Annotated in this window: 18 protein-coding genes; 5 read left to right on the top strand and 13 right to left on the bottom strand. The window is 59.2% G+C overall.

Going from position 1 to position 19,038, the window contains the following annotated elements; genetic code table 11:
• Nucleotides 1-4: 4 nt before the first annotated feature.
• Nucleotides 5-790, top strand: a complete 786-nt coding sequence (gene xth / locus JMJ95_RS08935) for an exodeoxyribonuclease III (RefSeq protein WP_290684635.1) — start codon at nt 5-7, stop codon at nt 788-790.
• Between the two features lie 7 nt (nt 791-797).
• Nucleotides 798-1,637 carry an alpha/beta fold hydrolase gene (locus tag JMJ95_RS08930; protein WP_290684633.1) on the top strand — a complete coding sequence of 280 codons (840 nt, stop codon included), beginning with the start codon at nt 798-800 and terminating at the stop codon, nt 1,635-1,637.
• Between the two features lie 42 nt (nt 1,638-1,679).
• Here JMJ95_RS08930 and JMJ95_RS08925 read toward each other — a convergent pair whose 3' ends face one another.
• Nucleotides 1,680-3,041, bottom strand: coding sequence for a 4Fe-4S binding protein (locus JMJ95_RS08925; protein ID WP_290684631.1), 1,362 nt, complete (start codon nt 3,039-3,041; stop codon nt 1,680-1,682).
• A 397-nt stretch (nt 3,042-3,438) separates the two neighbouring features.
• Between JMJ95_RS08925 and JMJ95_RS08920 the strand changes: the two genes are divergently transcribed.
• The 3 genes from JMJ95_RS08920 (at nt 3,439) to pgm (ending at nt 6,261) form a co-directional block, all read left to right on the top strand.
• Nucleotides 3,439-3,606: a hypothetical protein gene (locus tag JMJ95_RS08920; RefSeq protein ID WP_290684630.1), complete on the top strand. Its 168-nt coding sequence runs from the start codon at nt 3,439-3,441 to the stop codon at nt 3,604-3,606.
• Between the two features lie 401 nt (nt 3,607-4,007).
• Nucleotides 4,008-4,598 (top strand): DJ-1/PfpI family protein, encoded by a 591-nt coding sequence (locus JMJ95_RS08915; RefSeq protein ID WP_290684628.1) that lies wholly within the window; start codon nt 4,008-4,010, stop codon nt 4,596-4,598.
• Nucleotides 4,599-4,608: 10 nt separating this feature from the next.
• Nucleotides 4,609-6,261 (top strand): phosphoglucomutase (alpha-D-glucose-1,6-bisphosphate-dependent), encoded by a 1,653-nt coding sequence (gene pgm / locus JMJ95_RS08910; protein ID WP_290684626.1) that lies wholly within the window; start codon nt 4,609-4,611, stop codon nt 6,259-6,261.
• Between the two features lie 67 nt (nt 6,262-6,328).
• On the opposite strand, the gene JMJ95_RS08905 is transcribed toward pgm, so the two are convergent.
• From JMJ95_RS08905 to JMJ95_RS08850, 12 genes are all read right to left on the bottom strand, one after another.
• A complete protein-coding gene (locus JMJ95_RS08905; protein WP_290684624.1) occupies nt 6,329-6,520 on the bottom strand; it encodes a hypothetical protein in 192 nt (63 codons plus the stop codon).
• Nucleotides 6,521-6,617: 97 nt separating this feature from the next.
• Nucleotides 6,618-6,716 (bottom strand): LPXTG cell wall anchor domain-containing protein, encoded by a 99-nt coding sequence (locus tag JMJ95_RS08900; protein WP_290684622.1) that lies wholly within the window; start codon nt 6,714-6,716, stop codon nt 6,618-6,620.
• A gap of 516 nt (nt 6,717-7,232) precedes the next feature.
• On the bottom strand, nt 7,233-7,967 hold the full coding sequence (locus JMJ95_RS08895) for a putative metalloprotease CJM1_0395 family protein (protein ID WP_290684620.1): 735 nt from the start codon (nt 7,965-7,967) through the stop codon (nt 7,233-7,235).
• A gap of 66 nt (nt 7,968-8,033) precedes the next feature.
• Nucleotides 8,034-8,474, bottom strand: coding sequence for a ribonucleoside-triphosphate reductase (locus JMJ95_RS08890; RefSeq protein ID WP_290684619.1), 441 nt, complete (start codon nt 8,472-8,474; stop codon nt 8,034-8,036).
• A 508-nt stretch (nt 8,475-8,982) separates the two neighbouring features.
• Nucleotides 8,983-10,365, bottom strand: a complete 1,383-nt coding sequence (locus JMJ95_RS08885) for a hypothetical protein (RefSeq protein ID WP_290684617.1) — start codon at nt 10,363-10,365, stop codon at nt 8,983-8,985.
• 68 nt (nt 10,366-10,433) lie between these two features.
• Nucleotides 10,434-11,324, bottom strand: a complete 891-nt coding sequence (locus JMJ95_RS08880) for an isocitrate lyase/PEP mutase family protein (protein ID WP_290684615.1) — start codon at nt 11,322-11,324, stop codon at nt 10,434-10,436.
• Complete coding sequence (locus JMJ95_RS08875) at nt 11,321-13,264, bottom strand: TRAP transporter fused permease subunit (protein WP_290684614.1); 1,944 nt, start codon at nt 13,262-13,264, stop codon at nt 11,321-11,323. The genes JMJ95_RS08880 and JMJ95_RS08875 overlap by 4 nt, the downstream gene beginning before the upstream one ends.
• Nucleotides 13,265-13,336: 72 nt before the next feature.
• Nucleotides 13,337-14,353, bottom strand: coding sequence for a TAXI family TRAP transporter solute-binding subunit (locus tag JMJ95_RS08870; RefSeq protein WP_290684612.1), 1,017 nt, complete (start codon nt 14,351-14,353; stop codon nt 13,337-13,339).
• A 111-nt stretch (nt 14,354-14,464) separates the two neighbouring features.
• Nucleotides 14,465-14,971 (bottom strand): 3-isopropylmalate dehydratase, encoded by a 507-nt coding sequence (locus tag JMJ95_RS08865; protein ID WP_290684610.1) that lies wholly within the window; start codon nt 14,969-14,971, stop codon nt 14,465-14,467.
• Nucleotides 14,972-14,982: 11 nt separating this feature from the next.
• Nucleotides 14,983-16,248: a 3-isopropylmalate dehydratase large subunit gene (locus JMJ95_RS08860; protein WP_290684609.1), complete on the bottom strand. Its 1,266-nt coding sequence runs from the start codon at nt 16,246-16,248 to the stop codon at nt 14,983-14,985.
• Nucleotides 16,249-16,266: 18 nt separating this feature from the next.
• The gene (locus tag JMJ95_RS08855; RefSeq protein WP_290684608.1) at nt 16,267-17,652 is read right to left on the bottom strand and encodes an MmgE/PrpD family protein; all 1,386 of its coding nucleotides are present in this window, start codon (nt 17,650-17,652) and stop codon (nt 16,267-16,269) included.
• 16 nt (nt 17,653-17,668) lie between these two features.
• Entirely contained in the window at nt 17,669-19,030 is a 1,362-nt protein-coding gene (locus JMJ95_RS08850; protein ID WP_290684606.1) for an MmgE/PrpD family protein, read from the bottom strand.
• Nucleotides 19,031-19,038 lie beyond the last annotated feature (8 nt).

Below are 19,038 nucleotides of genomic sequence, written 5' to 3'. Positions count from 1 at the left end.
TGTTATGGCTCGCTTCACCATTGCAACCTTCAATGTAAACTCTGTTCGCAGTAGGATGCCCATTCTGCAGAAGTGGCTTTCGGATCATCCCGTGGATGCCCTGTGCCTCCAGGAGACCAAGGTGGCGGACGACGACTTCCCCGAGGCCGAATTCAGCGCTATGGGGCTGCGGAGCCTCTACAGGGGAGAAAAATCCTACAACGGTGTCGCTATCCTCACGAAGGCCCCCCTTGACGGATTTGCCGTCGGATTCGGCGACGGAGAGGAACCCGAGGAGGGAACCCGCCTCCTGAGGGCCCGGATCGGCGACTTCTGCATAGTGAACACCTATATCCCCCAGGGAAAAGCCATCGACCACCCTGATTACACGTACAAGCACCGTTTCCTCGACCGGATGAAGGCTCTTTTCGAGAGGGAGTATCTCGTGTCCGAGAAGATCGTCTGGGTGGGAGACATGAACGTGGCCCCCACCGATATCGACGTGACCAGCCCAGAGAAGAAACGGGACCATCCCTGCTTCGCCCCGGACATCCAGGAGCACTTCGAGGACGTGAAAAGCTGGGGCTTCACCGACCTTTTCCGCAGGTACAGGCCCGGCCCCGGAGAGTTCTCCTTCTTCGATTACAGGGTGAAGAACTCCCTTGAGAAGAATATCGGCTGGAGAATCGACCACATCCTCGTCACGCCGGCCCTGGAAAAGCTGGCCGTGGACTGCTGGATCGACAGGGAACCCAGGAGCTGGGAGAAACCCTCGGACCACACGCCCGTCGTGGCGGTGTTTGACCTGTAGGCCCGCCATGTTCCGGGACTGCATCTTTTCGGATCCCCCGGTGGAAGACCGGTACTTTCCTCCCTCCTGGAGCGCCCTGACCCTCCGCTCCGAGGGGTGCGATCTCTACGGCGTCATGTACCACCCGGCGGGAAAGGGCCCCCACCCCACCATGGTGCTCTTCCACGGCTTCCCGGGAACGGAGAAGAACGGCGACCTCGCCCAGGTATTCCGCAGGGCGGGCTTCAACACGATAGTCTTCTCCTACCGGGGAGCGTGGGGCAGCCAGGGGAGCTTCTCCTTCTCCCATGTCATCGAGGACGGGCGGAACGTCCTCCGCTTTCTCCGCGGTCAGGAGGCGCGGGAAACCTATGCCGTGGACGGGGAGCGCATCATCGCGGCAGGGCACAGCATGGGGGGCTTCGCCGCCGTCAAGGCGGCGGAGGATTGCTCCTTCGTGAAGGACATTCTCTTTCTCTCAGGCTGGAACGTAGGGCTTGACGGAAAACGGGCCTCCGCCGACCCGTCCCTCGGACAGAAACTGAGGGGGCTCCTGGAGAAGTGCGCTCCGCCCCTGGCGGGAACCGATGCCGATACCCTGTGGGGCGAGATAATGGACAAAAGGGAGGACTTCGACCTTCTCAATTCTGCGGGTGCCTTTGCAGGACGAAACTTCCTCCTCGTCGGCGCCTCGAGGGATGCCATCACTCCCCCCGATGTGCACCATACGTCTCTGCTGGACGCCCTGCGTAAAAACGGCAGAGCCTCCGTCCGTGAAGTCATGATGGACGACGACCACGGCTATTCCGCCTCCAGGGTGGCCCTGGCGGAAGCTTTGCTGGACCACCTTGAGAAGAGAGGGTACTGACAGAACGAAAAGAGGGCTCCTCAGGGAGCCCTCTTCGATATACTACTGTTTCCTCTTCAGCAGTTCCTTCACTGCCGTCCGGATGTCTGAGGGCTCCCTCCCCAGGGACGTTCCCGCCTCCTTGAGGGAGATGTTCCGGGGGGTATCGGCGGGCCAGCCCGCCTCCTTCAGAATCTCGGCACCGTTCAGGCCGTATCCTGCGGCCACCTCCTCGAGGGTGAAGCTGCCCTTCAGTTCGTCGGGGTTCGCCGGGACTTCTTTGACCGGTTCCGGAGCTTCCGCGGGGTTCGCGGCGAAATAGGCCTTCAGGTCTTCCTTCAGGATTTCATCGTTCGCCCCGTCGATTTTCTTGATGGGCACGTCCCTTGCCGTGTCGGAAGGAAGCTTCGCGATTTCCAGCACCTTTTCAGGGGAGAGCTTCACCTGTTTCGCCACCTGGTCGATGTTCATCCACCCGAAAACCCCGTCCACCGGGTCCTTCAGGGCTTCCGCGGACGTGGAGGCGAAGGTCTGCCAGTATCCCGTGAGCTTTGCAGTGCCGTAGGCGCCGAAGAAAAGGAGCACGCCCATGAGCCCTACCGCCAGGGCGGAAAGCACCTTCCGGCCGCCGAAGGAAAAGACCAGGGTCTTCTCCACGGGGCAGCTCTCTGTGCACCGGCCGCAGGCGATGCAGTCCGCATCGGTGACCTTTTCGGCCGCCATCGGGGCGATCCCCATGGGACAGGAGCGGTCGCACTTGCCGCAGGTGATGCACGTTTCCCTGTTTCGGACCACCTTCGTGAAACTCAGTTTCTGGAAAACGGCCAGAGCCGCCCCGAGAGGGCAGAGATAACGGCACCAGAATCGTTCGATGAAGAGTCCCGCCCCGATGACCAGGCCGAAGAGAACGGCGAAGGGCCATGGGGTGGCGACTATCTCGTCCCAGCCTGCCGCCAGGTGCATCCAGGCTGCCCAGGGATCATAGTCCCGCCAAGCGAGGGTGCCGAGGCTCCACGTGTAGTAGAGAATAACGGCAAGGATAACGTACTTCAGCATCTTCAGGGCGCCGTCAAGAGACGGGGGAAGCCCCTTGCGCCTGATCCCGAGCTTCCGGGCCAGCCCTGCGGACATCTCGCCGATGGTCCCCAGGGGACAGATCCACCCGCAGAACACCCGGCCAAAGAGCAGCGTCATGGCAATTACAGTGCCGAACAGGATGAGTGCGCTCGGAGCCACCCTGCGGAGCCATGTCCCGGAACTGAGATAGCTGTAGATACTCTCCAGTCCGCCCAGGGGGCAGAGGGCATCCACCGTCGGGACCCCCGCAGGCCCTCCTCCAAGAACCTGGTGCCTGTACCCCACCCAGGTGATGAACGCCAGAAAACCGAGCATGACCGCATAGCGGACCCGCTTCCACGTGAACATCGTTATCCCCTCCTCTTCATGAGTGGTGAAAGAATAGCATTGAAAATTTCGGAATACTATTGGAAAGCCATACCTCTCAGGAGTACGTAGTTCTACCGATTCTCATTCAGCCTAAATCCGCAGGTTTTCAGGCAGAGGGAGTGTCGCCGGGCATAAGGTGAATTCGCCCCGCCAGGGGCGAAGAGATTATCCCCTGGGGAAGGGCGCCGGGGGAGAGAAACCGACATGGATGTCGGTTTCAGGTGCAGTTGTCAAGGACGACAATCTGTACCCCCCGCCCAAGCGAGCACCGGTGACGCTCCCCGCTGCCTGCGGATTTAGGTTCAGGCAGGCCTGTCCTTGACGTATGTCCTTTCATTGAATAATATAACGTAGTAAAGAGATAAGGCGGTGTTCATTGAAAATTGAGAATATGCTGGTTCCGACAAAGATCGTTTCCGGCCGCAGAACCGTCGACGGCGCAGGAGTCAGCCTGGTGTGCATCTTCGGGCAGCGCGATGTGAGGGACTTCGATCCCTTCCTGCTGCCGGGTGACTTGATTCGAAAGACCCTGCCGACTACGTGAAGGGATTTTCATGGCATCCCCACAGGGGTATCGAGACGATCGCCTACCTTATCACAGCGGAGAAATGGAAGTACAATGATATTGTCAGCGCGAACATTCCCCGGATAATCGACGAGACCGTGGAAGTTCGGTTGCTGTCCGGGTATCTCGGCGTTTCCGTCCGGGGTGGCGGGCGGTGGACGGAGGAAACGCCACCTGGGGCCTCAGTTGTTCGTGTATGTCCTGGAGGGCATGCCCGTGGGCGAACGTGCGGCCTGGGGCGGCCCCCATAGTTATGAACACAGTGATGAACACGAAGGAGGAACTTGAACAAACCTTCCGGGACCTGGACAACGGAACGTTTCTCAGGAAGTGAAACGGATACCGGGAGTACACTTTCAAAAAAAGAGAGGGTGGATACCGTGATACAGGCAGGAATACTTGTTTTTCCCGACGTGGAGGAGCTGGATTTTGTCGGCCCCTTTGAGACGCTTTCGGCGGCGAACGCCGTGAAGCCGGACAGCATGGACGTGAAAATTCTCGCCTTCCAGGACGGACCCATCAAGGCAGCCAACGGTCTGCGTTTCCTGCCCGACGGAGGGGCCGATCTCTGCCCACGGCTGGACGTGCTCATCCTTCCGGGAGGGCAGGGACGGCGGATCGCCGTCAGGGACAAACGGGTGATCAACTTCGTGAAGGAGCGGTACGAGCAGGTGCGCTTCCTGGGCACGGTGTGCACCGGAGCCTTCATAGCCGCCGAGGCGGGGCTTCTAGAGGGAAGGGCTGCCACCACCCACCACGGCTATTTCGAGGAGCTCGATTCCTACCCCGGCGTCAAGGTCATGGAGAAGAAGGTGGTGAAGGACGGCCGGATTCTCACAGCCGGAGGCGTCAGTTCCGGGATCGACCTTTCCCTGTGGATTCTTGCCCTCCTCTTCGACTCTGATTTCGCCGCCGAGGCGGCGGGCTACATCGAGTACCCCTTCCGTCCCGACGGATTTTTCGAGAAATAGGAGGTCCCTCATGACGATTTCTTCTCTTGCGGGTCATCGGCCGCCCCATACTATGCTCGTCTCCATTCCCGGCCTGGTGTCGGCCTACTACACCGACCAGCCCGACCCGGAGAATCCCCTCCTGCTCGTCTCCTTCGGCACGTCGGGGCACAGGGGATCTTCCCTGAAAGGATCCTTCAACGAAGCGCACATCCTTGCCATCTCCCAGGCCATAGCGGAATACAGGGCCGGAAAGGGGATCACTGGCCCCCTCTTCGTGGGGAAAGATACCCATGCCCTCTCCGAACCGGCCTTCAGGACTGCAGTGGAGGTTTTTGCCGCCAACGGCGTCGAAACGGTGGTCCAGGAGGGAGGAGGATACACCCCCACGCCCGTGATTTCCCACGCCATCCTGGAATGGAACAGGGGCCGGACATCCGGACTCGCCGACGGCGTGGTTATCACCCCGTCCCACAACCCTCCGGAGGACGGGGGCTTCAAGTACAACCCCCCTTCGGGAGGCCCTGCCGCCCCGGAGATAACCGATGCGATCCAGGCACGGGCCAACGAAATCCTGACGACCGGCGGGAAAGGGGTCAGAAGGCTCTCCTTTTCCTCCGCACTGAAGTCGGATTCCGTCAGGGCGACGGATTTTGTGGTTCCCTATGTAAACGACCTCGGGGCCATTCTGGACCTCCAGGCCATCGCCCGGTCGGGAGTCTCCATCGGCGCCGATCCCATGGGCGGCTCCGGCGTGGCCTACTGGGACGTGATCGCTTCGAGATACGGCCTGAAGCTGGAAGTGGTCAATCCGGCGGTGGACCCAACATTTTCCTTCATGACCGTGGACTGGGACGGCAAGATCCGCATGGACTGCTCATCCCCCTATGCCATGGCAGGCCTGGTCAACCTGAAGGACAGGTACGACATCGCCTTCGGCAACGACACGGACTTCGACCGTCACGGAATCGTGGTACCCGACCGGGGGCTTCTTCCCCCGAACAGCTACCTGGCCGTGGCGGTGGAATACCTTTTCACTCACAGGCCCGGATGGAGGGAGGACGCCGCCGTGGGAAAGACCCTTGTCTCCAGTTCGCTTATCGACAAGGTTGCCCGCTCGGTGGGGCGGAAATGCATCGAGGTCCCGGTGGGATTCAAGTGGTTCGTGGAGGGGCTGCTCGAAGGCTCCATGGGATTCGCCGGCGAGGAAAGCGCCGGGGCGTCCTTCCTCAGGAAGGATGGCACGGTGTGGTCCACCGACAAGGACGGCATCATCCTCACCCTCCTGGCAGCGGAGATCCTGGCGGTCATGGGAGAGCACCCCGGCATACGGTATGACAGGATCACGGCGAGGCTCGGCGTTCCCTACTACGCGAGGATCGATGCCGCCGCCGGACCGGAACGGAAAAAGCTGCTCAAAAAGCTCACTCCCGAGGCAGTAGAGGGAGATACCCTGGCGGGCGAGCCCATTCTCGCCAAGCTGACGGCGGCACCCGGAAACGGGGCCCCCATCGGCGGCCTGAAGGTGACTTCCGAAAACGGGTGGTTTGCCGCTCGGCCCTCCGGCACCGAGGACGTGTATAAGATATATGCCGAGAGCTTCATCAGCGAGGACCATCTCAGGAGAATCCAGGAAGAGGCCCGGGAAATGGTGGACGGGGTCTTTGCCAGGGCAGGCGTCTGACGCCCGGGAGAATAACGGGGGCCGCTCATGACGGGCGGCCCCGTTATTCTCCCGGTAAGACCGGCTGTCACGCAAATCTATCAAGCCGTTCTTCCCTTCCCTCTTCCGACCGTTCGCCCCCGGAAGGGTGAAGAAACTCTCTGAAGCGCTTTTTGTTCTGTTTCGGCCGTTCTTTCGCCGGTTTTCCGACGACTCGCCCCGCCTGGGCCGGGTTAACGGAAGACACGGGAGATACCCGTGCGGTCTTCATTTTTTCCATGGAGCTCCCCCCTTTGATGTTGTATCGGTGTTTTTTGAAAAATGCATTAACTTTGGGGGGGTAAAAACGCCCCCGAGAGGGGGCGGAAAAAAGGGTGTCAGTCTTCGTCCTTTGCGCTCATTTTCTTTTTCATGACGATCATGACGATGCCGATGACGGCCATAATTCCAAGCCAAACCATGGTGATGGTATTCATCCATTTCACCTCCTTACATCCCGGAGCACGGCTGATTCGAGCTGCATGGCGCGGCAAAAGCTGAAAAGAAAAAACGTAAAACGAAGTTCTGAGAAAATGGAGAACGAATTGAAAGAAGATCGAAATTATTGAGCTGAAATTAACCTACCATAATTGCACGCTTAATTCAACCTAAAAGTAAAAAAACAGGCAATTTACTATTTCCTAAATTCAGGCCTATTTCAATATGGAATATACGTAGGCGTTTTTCTACGTTCCGCTGTTTTCCCGGATTTTCAGCGCCTCAGGAGAGTCTTCGCTCTCAGGGCCGCATCCTCCAGGGAGGTTTTCTACCAATGGAATGTGGCTTATTCCTTTCCTGCAGGGGATGCAGGGGGCCGTGCTCGATGTTGAAGCGGTGTGCAACCGCGCTGGAAATCCGAAAAAGTCCCTCACCGTGGAAGAGGAAAAGAAAAAGAGGACGCCCTGCTCTGCCAAGGCGCCCTCTTTTCATTCATGTAGGAAAATGGGGCATTTTCACGCCGTCAGGGAAATTTCCCCGTCCCGTCGGCCGTAAACACTGTTTTCTGTTCCGGAGTAGGCACGGGATGCGTCTCCTTTCGCCATTTCCGTCCGGGCGCGCATCTGGGCCGCGGAAGCTGCCGCCGCCACCTGGATGTCCTGCGGTGAAGGCGAACCGGGGGCAAGGGCCGCCCGTTTCACCTGTTCCATGATCCGGATGGTCTCCTCGGGTGTTTTGCCCTCCGGAGCCGAGATGGACACTTCTCCCCCGACAATGTACCGGGTACCGTCGGGTGCTGTGGCGTAGCTGTAGGAGACCGGCCCGGCATACTGGCCGCCCGCGGCCCTATGGGCCGCCTCATGGGCTATGACGTCCCGCTCGATGTTTTTTAGCTTCGCTGCCGTCGTCTCATCTTCTCCTGAGGCGTTCGTCTTTCCCTTTTCATCCGGAGGGGTTTTATCCCGTTTTGTCCGCCCGGCCCCTTCACCGGGGGCCGGAACTTTGCCGCCGGATTCTTCCTCCGCCGTCGTGCGGACCGTCACCGTCGCACCGGTGATATACGTCTTCCCGTCCGGTCCCACGGAGAAACGGTAGACCGTGGACGTCACATCTCCGGAGTTCCGCAAGGCCATTTCCTGGCGAAGGACCTCCTGCTCGGCACGCCGAATGCCTTCCCGTCTCGGTTGGCCGGCGACGGGGGCAGCGATCTGTATGCTGTTCACAGGAGCAACTGCGTCTATGCCCGGCATTGGTGCCTCCTTGCAAAAAGAGCAGTAAATTTAGTTTATTTATTATATCAGATTTTCACCGTCGTTCTACAGTTTTCCCCAGACCTGGTGCTTGAAGGAGTACCCCTCGTCTTCAACAAGTTTGCGGACAGCGTCACGGATCTGCTGGAACCTGAAGGTAAAACCGTACTTTCTGTCGAGCATTTCCGACCGCTCCTCCAGCACCCCGTCAAGCCCGCTCGGCCCTGCGGTTATTTTCCACTTCCTGAAACCGAACCCGAAAATTCCCTCGCCGTTTCCGGCTCCGAGGCCGCTCTTTTTTTCCACGAGAGTCTCGTTGTAAATTACTTCCTGGGTTTCCTCATTCACTCTGAACCGTGCGGTGAAAGTGAGCGTTCTCCTGGAAAAAAAGCCCTTTTTTTCCGCAATGATGGATGTGAGCGAGTGAAGCCCGTCATCGGACCGGAAATTGCCGGGAAGTCCCGTAATGACGCTCAGGATGGTTTTCATGATTTTTTCTTCAATCACGACATTTCCCCCCATTCGAAAGCTCCCTGACAATTTTATTTTACTCTAGCGGAGCGAAAAGCACACGCGGAAATAAAGGAATTTTCCGCAGACGATCACGAAAAAGCACGGTGTTCTGAATAAAATATGAATAAAAAGAATGCAATATAGTACGAAAACACAATTTTTCTCATGAAGGGGATCCGGCGATAAAGGCGCTAAACCCTGAATCCGCAGCCTTTTCAGGCGGAGGACTGGACGGGGGGAAATGAAAAGGGGCAGGGGTTCGGACGCCCTTGGGGACCAGTGGAAGGGCGCCCAAGGGCTGGTGAAAAAATGGTTGAACAGGGCTGGACCATGGAGATGTACTCCCGCGGGAGCCCCGGGGAAACCCGCTCCCCGGAAAGCCGGGGGTTCCTGCCTGCCGCTATGACGCCGGCGGCCTGGGCGCTATCGAGTTCGCTGTAAACCGGAAGGACTCCGGGGCGTTCCCCCTGCTGAAGGGAGAAACGCCCCGAACCATTACGGTTTATTTGTTCATTTTCAGAACCTGGTCCACCATTTGAACGAAGAAACCGTTCAGATCCTTTGTCACGTCCTCGCCCTTCCTGACTCTCTCTCTGATGTCATAGATGAACGCCCTCCAAAGGTCGTTGATTCCTGCCTCGTAGAACTCGCTGTACCTGAAGCTGTCCTTTTGCACGGAGTACACGGTCCCGTCGGCAAGGGCTTTCGGTGTCGCATTCGCCCCCATGAAGAAGGGGATGGAGTAGCTGTAGGCCGGAAGAGTCACGAAGATGGTGGTCAGCGTTTCGGGAAACTCGGGGTCGATGACGATGGTCGCGCCGGACTGCGCCCTCGGGAAATTCCACATGGCAGGGTGTTTTGCCGCCTTGGGCGAGTTTACCAGCTCCACGGTGATTTTTCCGTAATTTGCGACGAGGGCGTCCTCGGGGGTACCATAGTCGTTCTCCCTGTGGACGGTGAAGTAAATTCCCTTCCACGACTTTCCGTCCTTTTCCAGCGCCGGGTTTGTCTGCTCTTCGATGATTTTGTAGCAGTCGTCCGCTATCTGCAGTATTTTGCCCCTTGCGTCGACGAACAGGTAATTGGTTCCCCACTTTCCGCTGGCCAGGTATCCTTTCTCCGCGAAGGAGTGAAGGGCTTCCCTGGCTTCATCCACGTCCTTGCAGTGCTCGGCGATGTAGCGGGGAACATAGTGGTTCATGAACCCGTCGTATTTCGGCGGCGTGACGAAGGGGAGGTTCCCCTTGTAGGGGCCGACATAACACTCCCTGTTCTGCCATTGGGAGGGAACATCCGCCCCTCCGGCAAGCCCTTTTTCATTGACGAAGAATGAGATGCCCGTATCCGCGGTACCCATCTCCCCGAAGAACTTGTAGGGCTGCCTGTCAGTGCCCTGGACTCCGGTTATCCGCTTGAGGTACCCTGACTGCAGGTCGGAGGCCGTCTCCCGGGTTTTGTGGAAGATGATCTGTCCGTTTTTCGTTGCCGGAGAGGTGACGGCGAAGGTGGTACACCCGACGCCTTTGTACAGGAGGGCCAGGTCCCTGTATCTGCCGAACGTGAATGCGATGTAGAGTTCCCTGTCGATGCCGGCGGTGTCGGCGATGGCGTTCAGCTCGTCGATCCAGTACGAACAGCCGATTTTTTTCGAGAGATCGATGGAAAGCTTTGCGAAGCTCCGAAGCTGTTCGTCCTTGCCCTCTGCCCGGGAAAGGAACGCGTTGAAGGCCTTGATGATGGATTCCTTGTTCGTCTCACCCCAGCGTCTGCCCACTTCCTCAGCGCTTCCTTCAAGGACGAGAACGTCCCCTTCCGCGGCAGGCGCGAGCCCGGAAATACCCACGAGAAGCAGAATCACGATACCCCACGCAACACAGCGCTTCATTATTCTTACACCTCCCTTTGCACTGAATCTGAAAAGCTTTGCCGCTGCCCAGGGAATTCTCCGGAGCCCTATTCCACAAATCGGGGAAGATACTCCTTCTCCAGTTCCCTGAACATTTCGAATCCCACGAGGTCCTTGAAATCGGAAAACGGCGCCACAAGCTCCGTTCTTCCTTCCGCGATCCTGTCGCCCCTTATCGCGTCGAGGTAGTCAGTCATTCCCTTTACGGCGGCGAACAGGGGGCCCACGGGAATGCTGACCCTTCCCACCCCTATTTCCCTCAGCCTGTCGATGGAGACCAGGGGCGTTTTGCCTCCTGAAACGGCGTCCATGAGATTGATGCTCACCGGTGCCCTGATCTCCCGTACCGCCTGTTCAATCTGCTCCACGGAACGGGGTGCCTCCACAAAAATCAGGTCCGCCCCGGCTTCCGCATAGGCATTCGCCCGGCGTACGGCTTCATCTATTCCCGCCACGGCTATGGCGTCGGTCCGGGCGTTGAGAACGAAATCCTGATCGAGCTCGTCTTTCACGGCCCTGCAGGCTTTGATCTTCAGCACCATTTCCTCCAGGGGAATGATCTGCTTTCCCTCGAGGTGCCCGCAGCGCTTCGGGAACACCTGGTCCTCGATGTTCATCCCCGCCGCCCCTGCCCCGATAAACTCCCTCGTCACGTACATGGCGTTGATGCTGTTGCCGTACCCCGTATCGGCGTCGGCCATGACGGGCACTTTCACTGCCTCCACGATATTCTTCGTGAAGTGGACCACGTCGCTGAAGCCGATGAAAGCCATGTCCGGCAGGCCGAGGTAGGTGGCCGAAAGCCCGAAGCCGCTCACCTGGAGAGCCTTGAAGCCCGCTTTTTCGATGAGCTTCGCCGAGATGGCGTCATGGGCTCCGGGACACACAAGGGCCTTCCGTTCGAGAATCATATTTTTGAGCATGGTTGTTTTCTTCACTTCGAGACCTCCTCCCCGGAGTGGTTCTGATTGTGTCCAGGCCCGGCGCCTGTTTCCCGTGACAGGATCTTCCTGTCGATAACGAATGCCGTTCCCACCACGACAAGACCGATGAGCGAATGAACCGTCCCCGGGAAGAGAAGAAGCAGCCCCCCGACGATGAAGGCGGCGCACCGGAGGGGATTCAGCAGGCATTCCTTGTGGCTGAACATGCCGTAGGCAATGGAAATGGCCCCGATAAAACCGGTTGCTCCGTGGCTCAGGATGCTCATCCACGGAGCCCTCCCGACAAGCGCCGGGTTGAGGGCGAAGAAGTAGGGCAGGATGAAGGCCACCGCTCCGAGCCTGACGGCGAAGAATCCTGTCTTGACCCAGTTGGCCTTTGCGATTCCCGCCGCCGCCACGGCAGCGGTGCACGTGGGGGGAGTCACACCCCCGAGGATTGCCCAGTAAATGAAGAAGAGGTGGGCCGCCACCGGATCGATCCCCAGTTTGAGCAGGGGGGGCACCAGGATGGATACGGAGAGCACGTAGGTGGGGACCACCGGCAGGGATGTGCCCAGGAGAAAGGGAACCACCGTGGCGATGAGCAGGGAGAAATAGATGTTCGTGCCGCCGACCTGGAGGATGACGCCGCTGATCTTCGGCGCAATGCCCGTAATGCCTATGAGGTTCACGAGCATGCTCACCGATACGAGGATGGGCACGATCCGGGCCACGTCCTGTCCTCCTTCGGAGAGGGCCGAGATGATGAGATTTATCGTATCCTTTATCTTATGCTTCAGTATGCCTACCAGGAGGAAGACCGTCAAAGCCGATACGCACGCGTAAAAACCTGCCAGCTGAAGGGGCTGGCCGATAGCGATGAGATACAGCAGCACTCCGGTGGGGACGAGAAGCCCGGCGATTCTCTCGAGGGTGAGGATGTCCCGCCATTTGGGGATTTCCTCCGGAGGAAGCTTGTCGATTCCCATGCGAACAGTTCTGAAGTGGACGCCGCTGAAGACCCCGGTGTAGTAGAGAAGACAGGGGAGAAGGGCGTATCCGATGATGCGAAAATAGGAGATGTTAAGAAACTCGGCCATCATGAAGGCGCTGATGCTCATGATCGGCGGGGTGATTCCCCCTCCCGACGAGGCGATGGCCTCCACGGCGGCGGCGAACTCGGGCCTGTAGCCCAGCCGCTTCATTAACGGAATCGTGTAGCTTCCCGTGACCATGACGTTTGCCACCGAACTTCCCGAAATGCTCCCGAAAAGGGCGCTCGAGACTACTGCTGCCTTTGCCGGCCCTCCGGTATATTTCCCCGTTATGGCGAGGGCGATGTCGATGAACGTTCGGCCTCCTCCGGTGGCCGAAAGCAGGGAACCGAAGATGATGAACATGGAGATGAACGTGGCCGACATACCCGTGACGCTTCCGTATATTCCGAGAGGAGAGTAGTAGAGAGAGTTGATCACGAACTCAAGATTGATTCCCTTTAATTTCCACATTCCGGGGAAGGAATTTCCCGTAAAAATATAGCCCAGCAGGAGAACGACCATCAGGGGAATGGCTAGCCCAACCGATCTCCTGGCCGCTTCAAGGACGAGGAGCATGAGCGCTGCCCCCAGTACCAGGTCCAGGGTTGATGCCCCTGTGGTGCCCATGTAGATGTCCAAGGCCTTGAAGAACGCATTGAGATTTGCGGCGAGAAGAACTGTGATCAGGAAGATGTCAAAAAGGGAAATGCCCTCTTCGGGAGGCTTATCCTCTCCCCGGGAGCGGAAGGGAAAGTAGAGAAATCCGATGGAGAGGCCGAAGGCGACATGGATCGCCCTGAACTGGATGTCCAGGAGATCCGTAAGGTATATGGGGGCAAGGAGCTGAAAGACGGCGAGAAAGAAGCCGAGGGTAAAGATGACCTTTGTTTTGATCCGACCGAATGAAAAAAGGCTCACAGTGCATCCCTCCTGCGGGTGGCCGGGCCGCGCGGAGAATACGCGGCCCGGTGGGATAAGGTGCAGGCGGCGCTATTTTTTGTACTCCGGAGGAATGAACCGCTCCGGAACCTCTATTCCCTTTTCCTTCGCATAGCGGATGAGCCCCGCATGGGCCGGCACTACGTCGTCACCGGCATTTCTGAAGTAGTCCCCCACGGGGTCGAAGCCCTTTACAGGCCCGTAGGCCGCGGCAATTTCGTCAAAGCCCTCCACATAAGCCTTCACGATCTGGTAGCCCACTTCCTCGGGCATGGCGGCGGTGGCCACTGCCCCGGCGATGGGGCATTCCTCCCAGATCGGTCCAACCTCAGGGAACTCCTTGATGCTGCCCTTTTCACGCTTCAGGAATGTCATGTAGGGAATCTTTTCCTGGATCTTCCTGACGTCCTCCTCGGAATACCCGACCACCGTCAGGGGAGTGGTCAGGTTGACCTCTATCAAGGAAGCGTCTATGTTGTTGAGGCCGCTTGATTTCTGAAGCCCCACGATCCGGTTCTCCTTCAGCGCGGTAATGGCGTCCCCAAGCGCCGAGGGCACAAGCTGGATATTGTGGCCGAGTATTTTGTCGTACTGCATCACGTAGGCTGCAGAGGCCGACCCAGGAATGCCGGGGCAAAACTTCTTGCCCTTCAGGTCGCCGAAGGTCGTCACACCGGAATCCTTGCGGACGTACAGGCGGTCGGCGAAGATGTTTCTCAGGAAGAGCCAGCGGACATCCTTGAACTGCTTGCCCTCGAAGCCCTCGATTCCCTTGTAGAGCTGCAGCGAGCCAGGCAGGTCGATGGCCATGGCGAAGTCGAACACCCCGGAGCTGATCTTTCTGAGATTGTCCATTCCGGCGCCGCTCTCCACCACCGTGACCTGGATGCCGTTGTCGGCTTTGTTGATCACGTTGGCGGCGGCCACGCACCAGGCGTACACCCCCGAGGTGGACGAGGTGCTCCCCATGTTCAGGTGAACTTCTCCGTTCGCTGTGCCGGCGGCGAACAGCATCATCGCCATGAATGCCGCGACCAGCCGGATAACAATGTCTTTTCGAAATTTCATTGCAGAATCCCTCCTGTCTGTTTTTTTCTCGAAAAACACCTGAGAAAACCCTGCGCAGGGGTACTCTTTTTTCTGCCTGCGACCACGCCCCTTCCTTCCGTTCCTCCGGATTCACCGAGGAAGAATGAATGTCCCGTTCTTTTTCAGGTACTCCACCAGTCCGCCTTCTCTCAGGATGTCAAGCATCACCGGCGAGAGGGGGACGAGGGGGATTCTCTTTCCCTTCTCCGGCAGTTCGACGGAGTTCTCCCCGATATTGACGGTGACCGTGTCGTCCTGGCCGATGCAGGACGTGTCGCAGAGAAAGGCGGGGATGCCCTGGTTGACGGCATTGCGAAAGAAGATCCTGGAGTATGACTGGGCCAGGATGACGGATATTCCGGCGTACTTGATGGCGATGGGAGCCTGCTCCCGGGACGATCCGCACCCGAAATTGCGGCCTGCCGCAACGATGTCCCCCGGCCGGACTCTCCGGGAGAATCCCGGGGCTATGTCCTCGAAGACATGCTCCGCCAGGGTGGTGAAGTCGAGAGTCTTCGTGTATTTCCCCGCGATGATGTAGTCGGTGTTGATGTTGTCCCCGAACCTGTGGGCCCTTCCGGTCAGAATGTTCTCCATGGCTCTCCTCCTCACTTTTTTCCCGTGAGAAACGGCCTCGGGTCGGCAATCCGTCCCTCGAGGGCGCCGGCGGCGCACGTGGCCGGGGATGCAAGGTAGACCCCCGCCTTGTTGTTCCCCATCCTGCCCTTGAAATTGCGGTTGGCGGTGGAAAGGACGTTTTCACCGTCTCCCGGTACACCCAGATGCGTGCCCGGGCAGGGTCCGCACCCGGGGGGAAGTATTGTCGCCCCTGCTTCCACCAGCTGCAGCAGAATCCCCTCGGCCATGGCGTCGGCCAGGATCTTTCTCGAAGGAGGACAGACAAGAAGCCGGCAGTTGGGCGACACTTTTTTTCCTGCCAGTATCCGCGCCGCGATCCTGAGATCGTCAAGTCTCCCGTTGGTGCAGGTGCCGATATAGACCTGGCTGATCTCCGTCCCGGCGGCCTCCGTAACGGGAACGGCCGTGTCCACGGAATGGGGCGGGCTCACCTGGGGAGGAACCCGGGAGGCGTCGATGTCGATCATCGATGCGAACTCCGCGTCCCCGTCGTCGAAGGCGGGCAGCCCTTCACTCTTCCCGAGCGCCCGGAGATGGGCCAGGCACTTTTCATCCGCCTCCATGAGCCCTGCCTTCGCCCCGCACTCGATGGCCATGTTGCTCAGGGTCATCCGCTCCGAAAGGGACATGGCCTGAACGGTATCTCCGCAGAAGGAGAGGGCGAGGTAGTCCGCCCCGTCGGAGCCGATTCTCCCGATGAGATGGAGCATAAGATCCTTGGCGCAGGTTCCTTCGGCCATCGACCCCCGGATATGGACTTTCATCGTTCCGGGAACGCGGAGCCAGAGCTTTCCTGTCAGCATGACGCCGCTCATGTCCGTGGACCCTATGCCGAAGGCGAACACGTTGAGGGCCCCGTAGGTGCATGTGTGCGAGTCGGCCCCCACCGCGAGCCCCCCGGGAGAGACGAGTCCCTTTTCCACCACGAGCTGGTGGCAGACTCCCTCCCCGACGTCGAAGAGGGGAATTCCCTGGGCGGAGGCAAAATTTCTTAAAAGAACGTGAAGGTTGCTGATCCGCTCGTTGGGGCTCGGCGCGGCATGGTCGAGGACCACGACCATTTTAGAAGGGGCCCGGACCCGCTCCTTTCCGTATTCCTCGAAAGCCTTTATGGCGATCGGGCCCGTGGTGTCGTGGATCATGGCCAGGTCGACATCGGCTACGACGAAGTCCCCCGCCACGGCGTCACAGCCTGAGTGCGCGGAAACGATCTTCTCGGCTGCAGTCCTGCCCACCCGTTCTTCACCCCCGTTTCAGCTTTTCACGGAAAGGAGCCCCGTGAGTTCCCCGACGTTGTCCAGGTCTTCGAGGTGGAGTACCGATTCAATGATCCGCTCCACCTGCTGCTCGTCGCTGATGGCCTTTCCTGCGAGGGTGCGGAATTTCCAGAGCAGTTCGTCGGAAGAGAAGGGATTCTTCGGGTGTCCCTTGGGGAAGGTCTCCTGGAGATTGAAGACCTGCCCGTTCTTCAGGTGAACGTCGACCTTTACGGTGTAGCGGAGGTGCCTGGGCAGCTTCTCGATCTCCTCGTCGTGGACCACTTCCACCTTCTTCGCGAACTCCAGGATTTTCGGGTCCCTGATCTTTTCCTCGGTGAACTGGTCGATGAAGGCGTTCCCCTCGAGAAGGGTGACGGCGCACACGTAGGGGTGGCTGAGCTGGGCCGACACCACGCTGGTTATGGCGTCGGCGTCGACGGAGTACTTGTGGGTGATGGACGTGGTGTGGACAACGACCTTCGCGATATCGTCAGGCTTAATGTCGGGGTGGTCCTCCCGGAATTTCCGGAGCGCACCGATGGTGGTGTGCTTACTGCGGCAGGTGGAGTAGAACTTGAGACCGATTCCCATCAGTTCCCACCGGGTACCCAGTTCGCCGCTGGTCCGTTCCACATCGTACACGTCGTCGGTGAAACAGTTGTAAAAGCCGCCGAATTTGTTCTCGAAGACGTCTTCTATGCCGGTGAAGCCTTTCTGCGCCAGGAGCGCGCCGATGATCGCCCCTTCAGAGGACTTGGACGGTACGATCCGCTTGGCCATGGAGGCGAACTGGACCGCCTGCAGCCCCCCTGCCCAGTTTCCAGCGATGCCCATGGCGTGCCCCATCTGCTCCGGCGTCAGGCCGAGCATGTTGCCCACCCCGGCAGTGGAGCCGAAGGGGCAGCAGGTTCCCGTGTTGTTCCAGCCCTGGTGGGCGATTTCCATGCCCACGGGGGCGGCCACCCGGCAGGAGACCTCGTAGGCCAGCGTGGCCGCGGTGAGGAAATCTTTGCCGCTCATGGTTCCGAGCATCTCGGCGAAGGCGGTGATGCAGCCGAGCACGCCGGTGGAGACGTGGATGATGCCGTCCGTGTGGGTGTCGTCCAGCTCGAAGGAATTGATGGCGGAGCCGTTGATCATCATGGCGTTGACGACGGACGTCTTCCTGTCCGTGCCCCAGAGGGACGCCTCCTGCCGGTCGTTCATGCTCTCGAGGACATCCCGGTAGATCTTCATCCACGGAGTGGTGGAGCCGAAAAGGCCGCAGCCGTAGCAATCGAGCATCACTCTTTTCAGGTGATCGAGCACATCGGTCGGTATGTCTTCGAACCGAAGCTCCGAGGAAAACTTGGAAAGCCTTTCGTTAATGGTATCCATCATGATTTATTCCCCCTTCTCAAATGTGGAGCATCTCCGTGAAGGAGGCGATCTCCTCACGGGTATGGATTGCCATGGCCGCCGTTATGATCCGTTCCGCCCTTTCGGAAGGGATCACTCCGCCGGTGACATCCCGGAATTTTTCGAAAAGCTCCCCGTCGGACATGGGGTTTTCCGCGTCCCCCTTCGCATGGTCGATTCTCGCGGACGCCATGTTCCCTTTTTTGTCCGTGATCTCCACGATCATGGAGCGGGGGTTCGGGTAGAGTTTCTGGATCTCTTCGTCCACCTCGATCCGCACAAGGTCCGAGACTCTTCTCACTTCCGGATCGGCGATGGCCTCCTCCTCGTACTCCCGTATGCCCGCCTTCCCGCGGACCAGGATGGACGCGATGCCGTACTGGATGCTGAGCCTGGCATGGAGGGGCGAGCGATAGTCCGGAATGTCCGAGCCCTGTTTCGCGTTCCGGTGGGTGCGCACCACGATGGACCCGATCTCCTCCGGAGGGAAGGGGTGCTGCTCCAGGTCTTTCAGCGTGGCCTCGATGGCGTAGTGCACATACCTGCAGGAGCAGTAGGGCTTGAAGTAGATGCGCAGGAAATGCCAGTCCTCCCCCAGTTCCCTGTCCACGAGGGCCGTATCGGCGCTGTCGGCGAAGCAGTGAAAGAAGCCGAGCTTTCCCTCGAGAATTTCCGCAGGGCCGGTCATGCCGTCCCGGGCGAGCATGGCGGAGAGAATTCCGTTCCTGGCGGCGTTTCCAGGGTGAACATGCTTCGAAACTGTGCCGTCGATCTCGTACTGGTTGATGCCCGAGGCCAGACTTCCGGCGATTCCCATGGCCTGGACCGTCAGCTCCGGGGAGAGACCGAGGATTTTCGACGCAGCGGCCGTTGTGCCGAAGGAGGCGATGGTCCCCGTAGGGTGGAATCCCCTGAGGTAATGGCCCGGGTTGATGGCGGTCCCTACACGGAGCGACACCTCGTAGCCGGCGGCGATGGCTTCCACAAGCTGTTTCCCGGAAATCCCCTCCGCCTCCCCGAGGGCGAGGCAGGCCGGGATGATTGAGGCGCCGGGGTGACAGGTGGCGTATTTTGAACCGTCATCCAGCTCGAGGGCGTGAGCGGCCATTCCGTTGACGAAGGCAGCGGTCATGGGTGATTTTCGGAAAGAACTTCCCGCCACGACCGCCTGTCCCTGTTCCACGAGCCGTTCGGCGAATTTTCTCCCCGCCTGCCCGCTCAGGGACAGGCGGCTCCCGGCGAGGAGGGCTCCCACGGTGTCAAGGAGGCAGCGCCGTGCCTGGGAAACCACGTTCTCAGGCAGCCGGTCACAGGCAAGGGAGGCTGAGAAAGCGGCAAGCTTTTCGGTGAGGCCGGCCATGGACTGCC

This window comes from Aminivibrio sp. (genome assembly GCF_016756745.1).
Classification (GTDB): domain Bacteria; phylum Synergistota; class Synergistia; order Synergistales; family Aminobacteriaceae; genus Aminivibrio.
This window is presented reverse-complemented; position numbering and strand designations above follow the sequence as displayed.

What these genes read in the sequence shown, in the direction of transcription:
- JMJ95_RS08855 (WP_290684608.1), bottom strand. Translation starts at nt 17,652, where the DNA reads ATGATGGATACCATTAACGAAAGGCTTTCCAAGTTTTCCTCGGAGCTT.
- JMJ95_RS08930 (WP_290684633.1), top strand. Translation starts at nt 798, where the DNA reads ATGTTCCGGGACTGCATCTTTTCGGATCCCCCGGTGGAAGACCGGTAC.
- pgm (WP_290684626.1), top strand. Translation starts at nt 4,609, where the DNA reads ATGACGATTTCTTCTCTTGCGGGTCATCGGCCGCCCCATACTATGCTC.
- JMJ95_RS08870 (WP_290684612.1), bottom strand. Translation starts at nt 14,353, where the DNA reads ATGAAATTTCGAAAAGACATTGTTATCCGGCTGGTCGCGGCATTCATG.
- JMJ95_RS08850 (WP_290684606.1), bottom strand. Translation starts at nt 19,030, where the DNA reads ATGGCCGGCCTCACCGAAAAGCTTGCCGCTTTCTCAGCCTCCCTTGCC.
- xth (WP_290684635.1), top strand. Translation starts at nt 5, where the DNA reads ATGGCTCGCTTCACCATTGCAACCTTCAATGTAAACTCTGTTCGCAGT.
- JMJ95_RS08925 (WP_290684631.1), bottom strand. Translation starts at nt 3,041, where the DNA reads ATGTTCACGTGGAAGCGGGTCCGCTATGCGGTCATGCTCGGTTTTCTG.
- JMJ95_RS08885 (WP_290684617.1), bottom strand. Translation starts at nt 10,365, where the DNA reads ATGAAGCGCTGTGTTGCGTGGGGTATCGTGATTCTGCTTCTCGTGGGT.
- JMJ95_RS08905 (WP_290684624.1), bottom strand. Translation starts at nt 6,520, where the DNA reads ATGGAAAAAATGAAGACCGCACGGGTATCTCCCGTGTCTTCCGTTAAC.
- JMJ95_RS08865 (WP_290684610.1), bottom strand. Translation starts at nt 14,971, where the DNA reads ATGGAGAACATTCTGACCGGAAGGGCCCACAGGTTCGGGGACAACATC.
- JMJ95_RS08895 (WP_290684620.1), bottom strand. Translation starts at nt 7,967, where the DNA reads ATGCCGGGCATAGACGCAGTTGCTCCTGTGAACAGCATACAGATCGCT.
- JMJ95_RS08900 (WP_290684622.1), bottom strand. Translation starts at nt 6,716, where the DNA reads ATGAATACCATCACCATGGTTTGGCTTGGAATTATGGCCGTCATCGGC.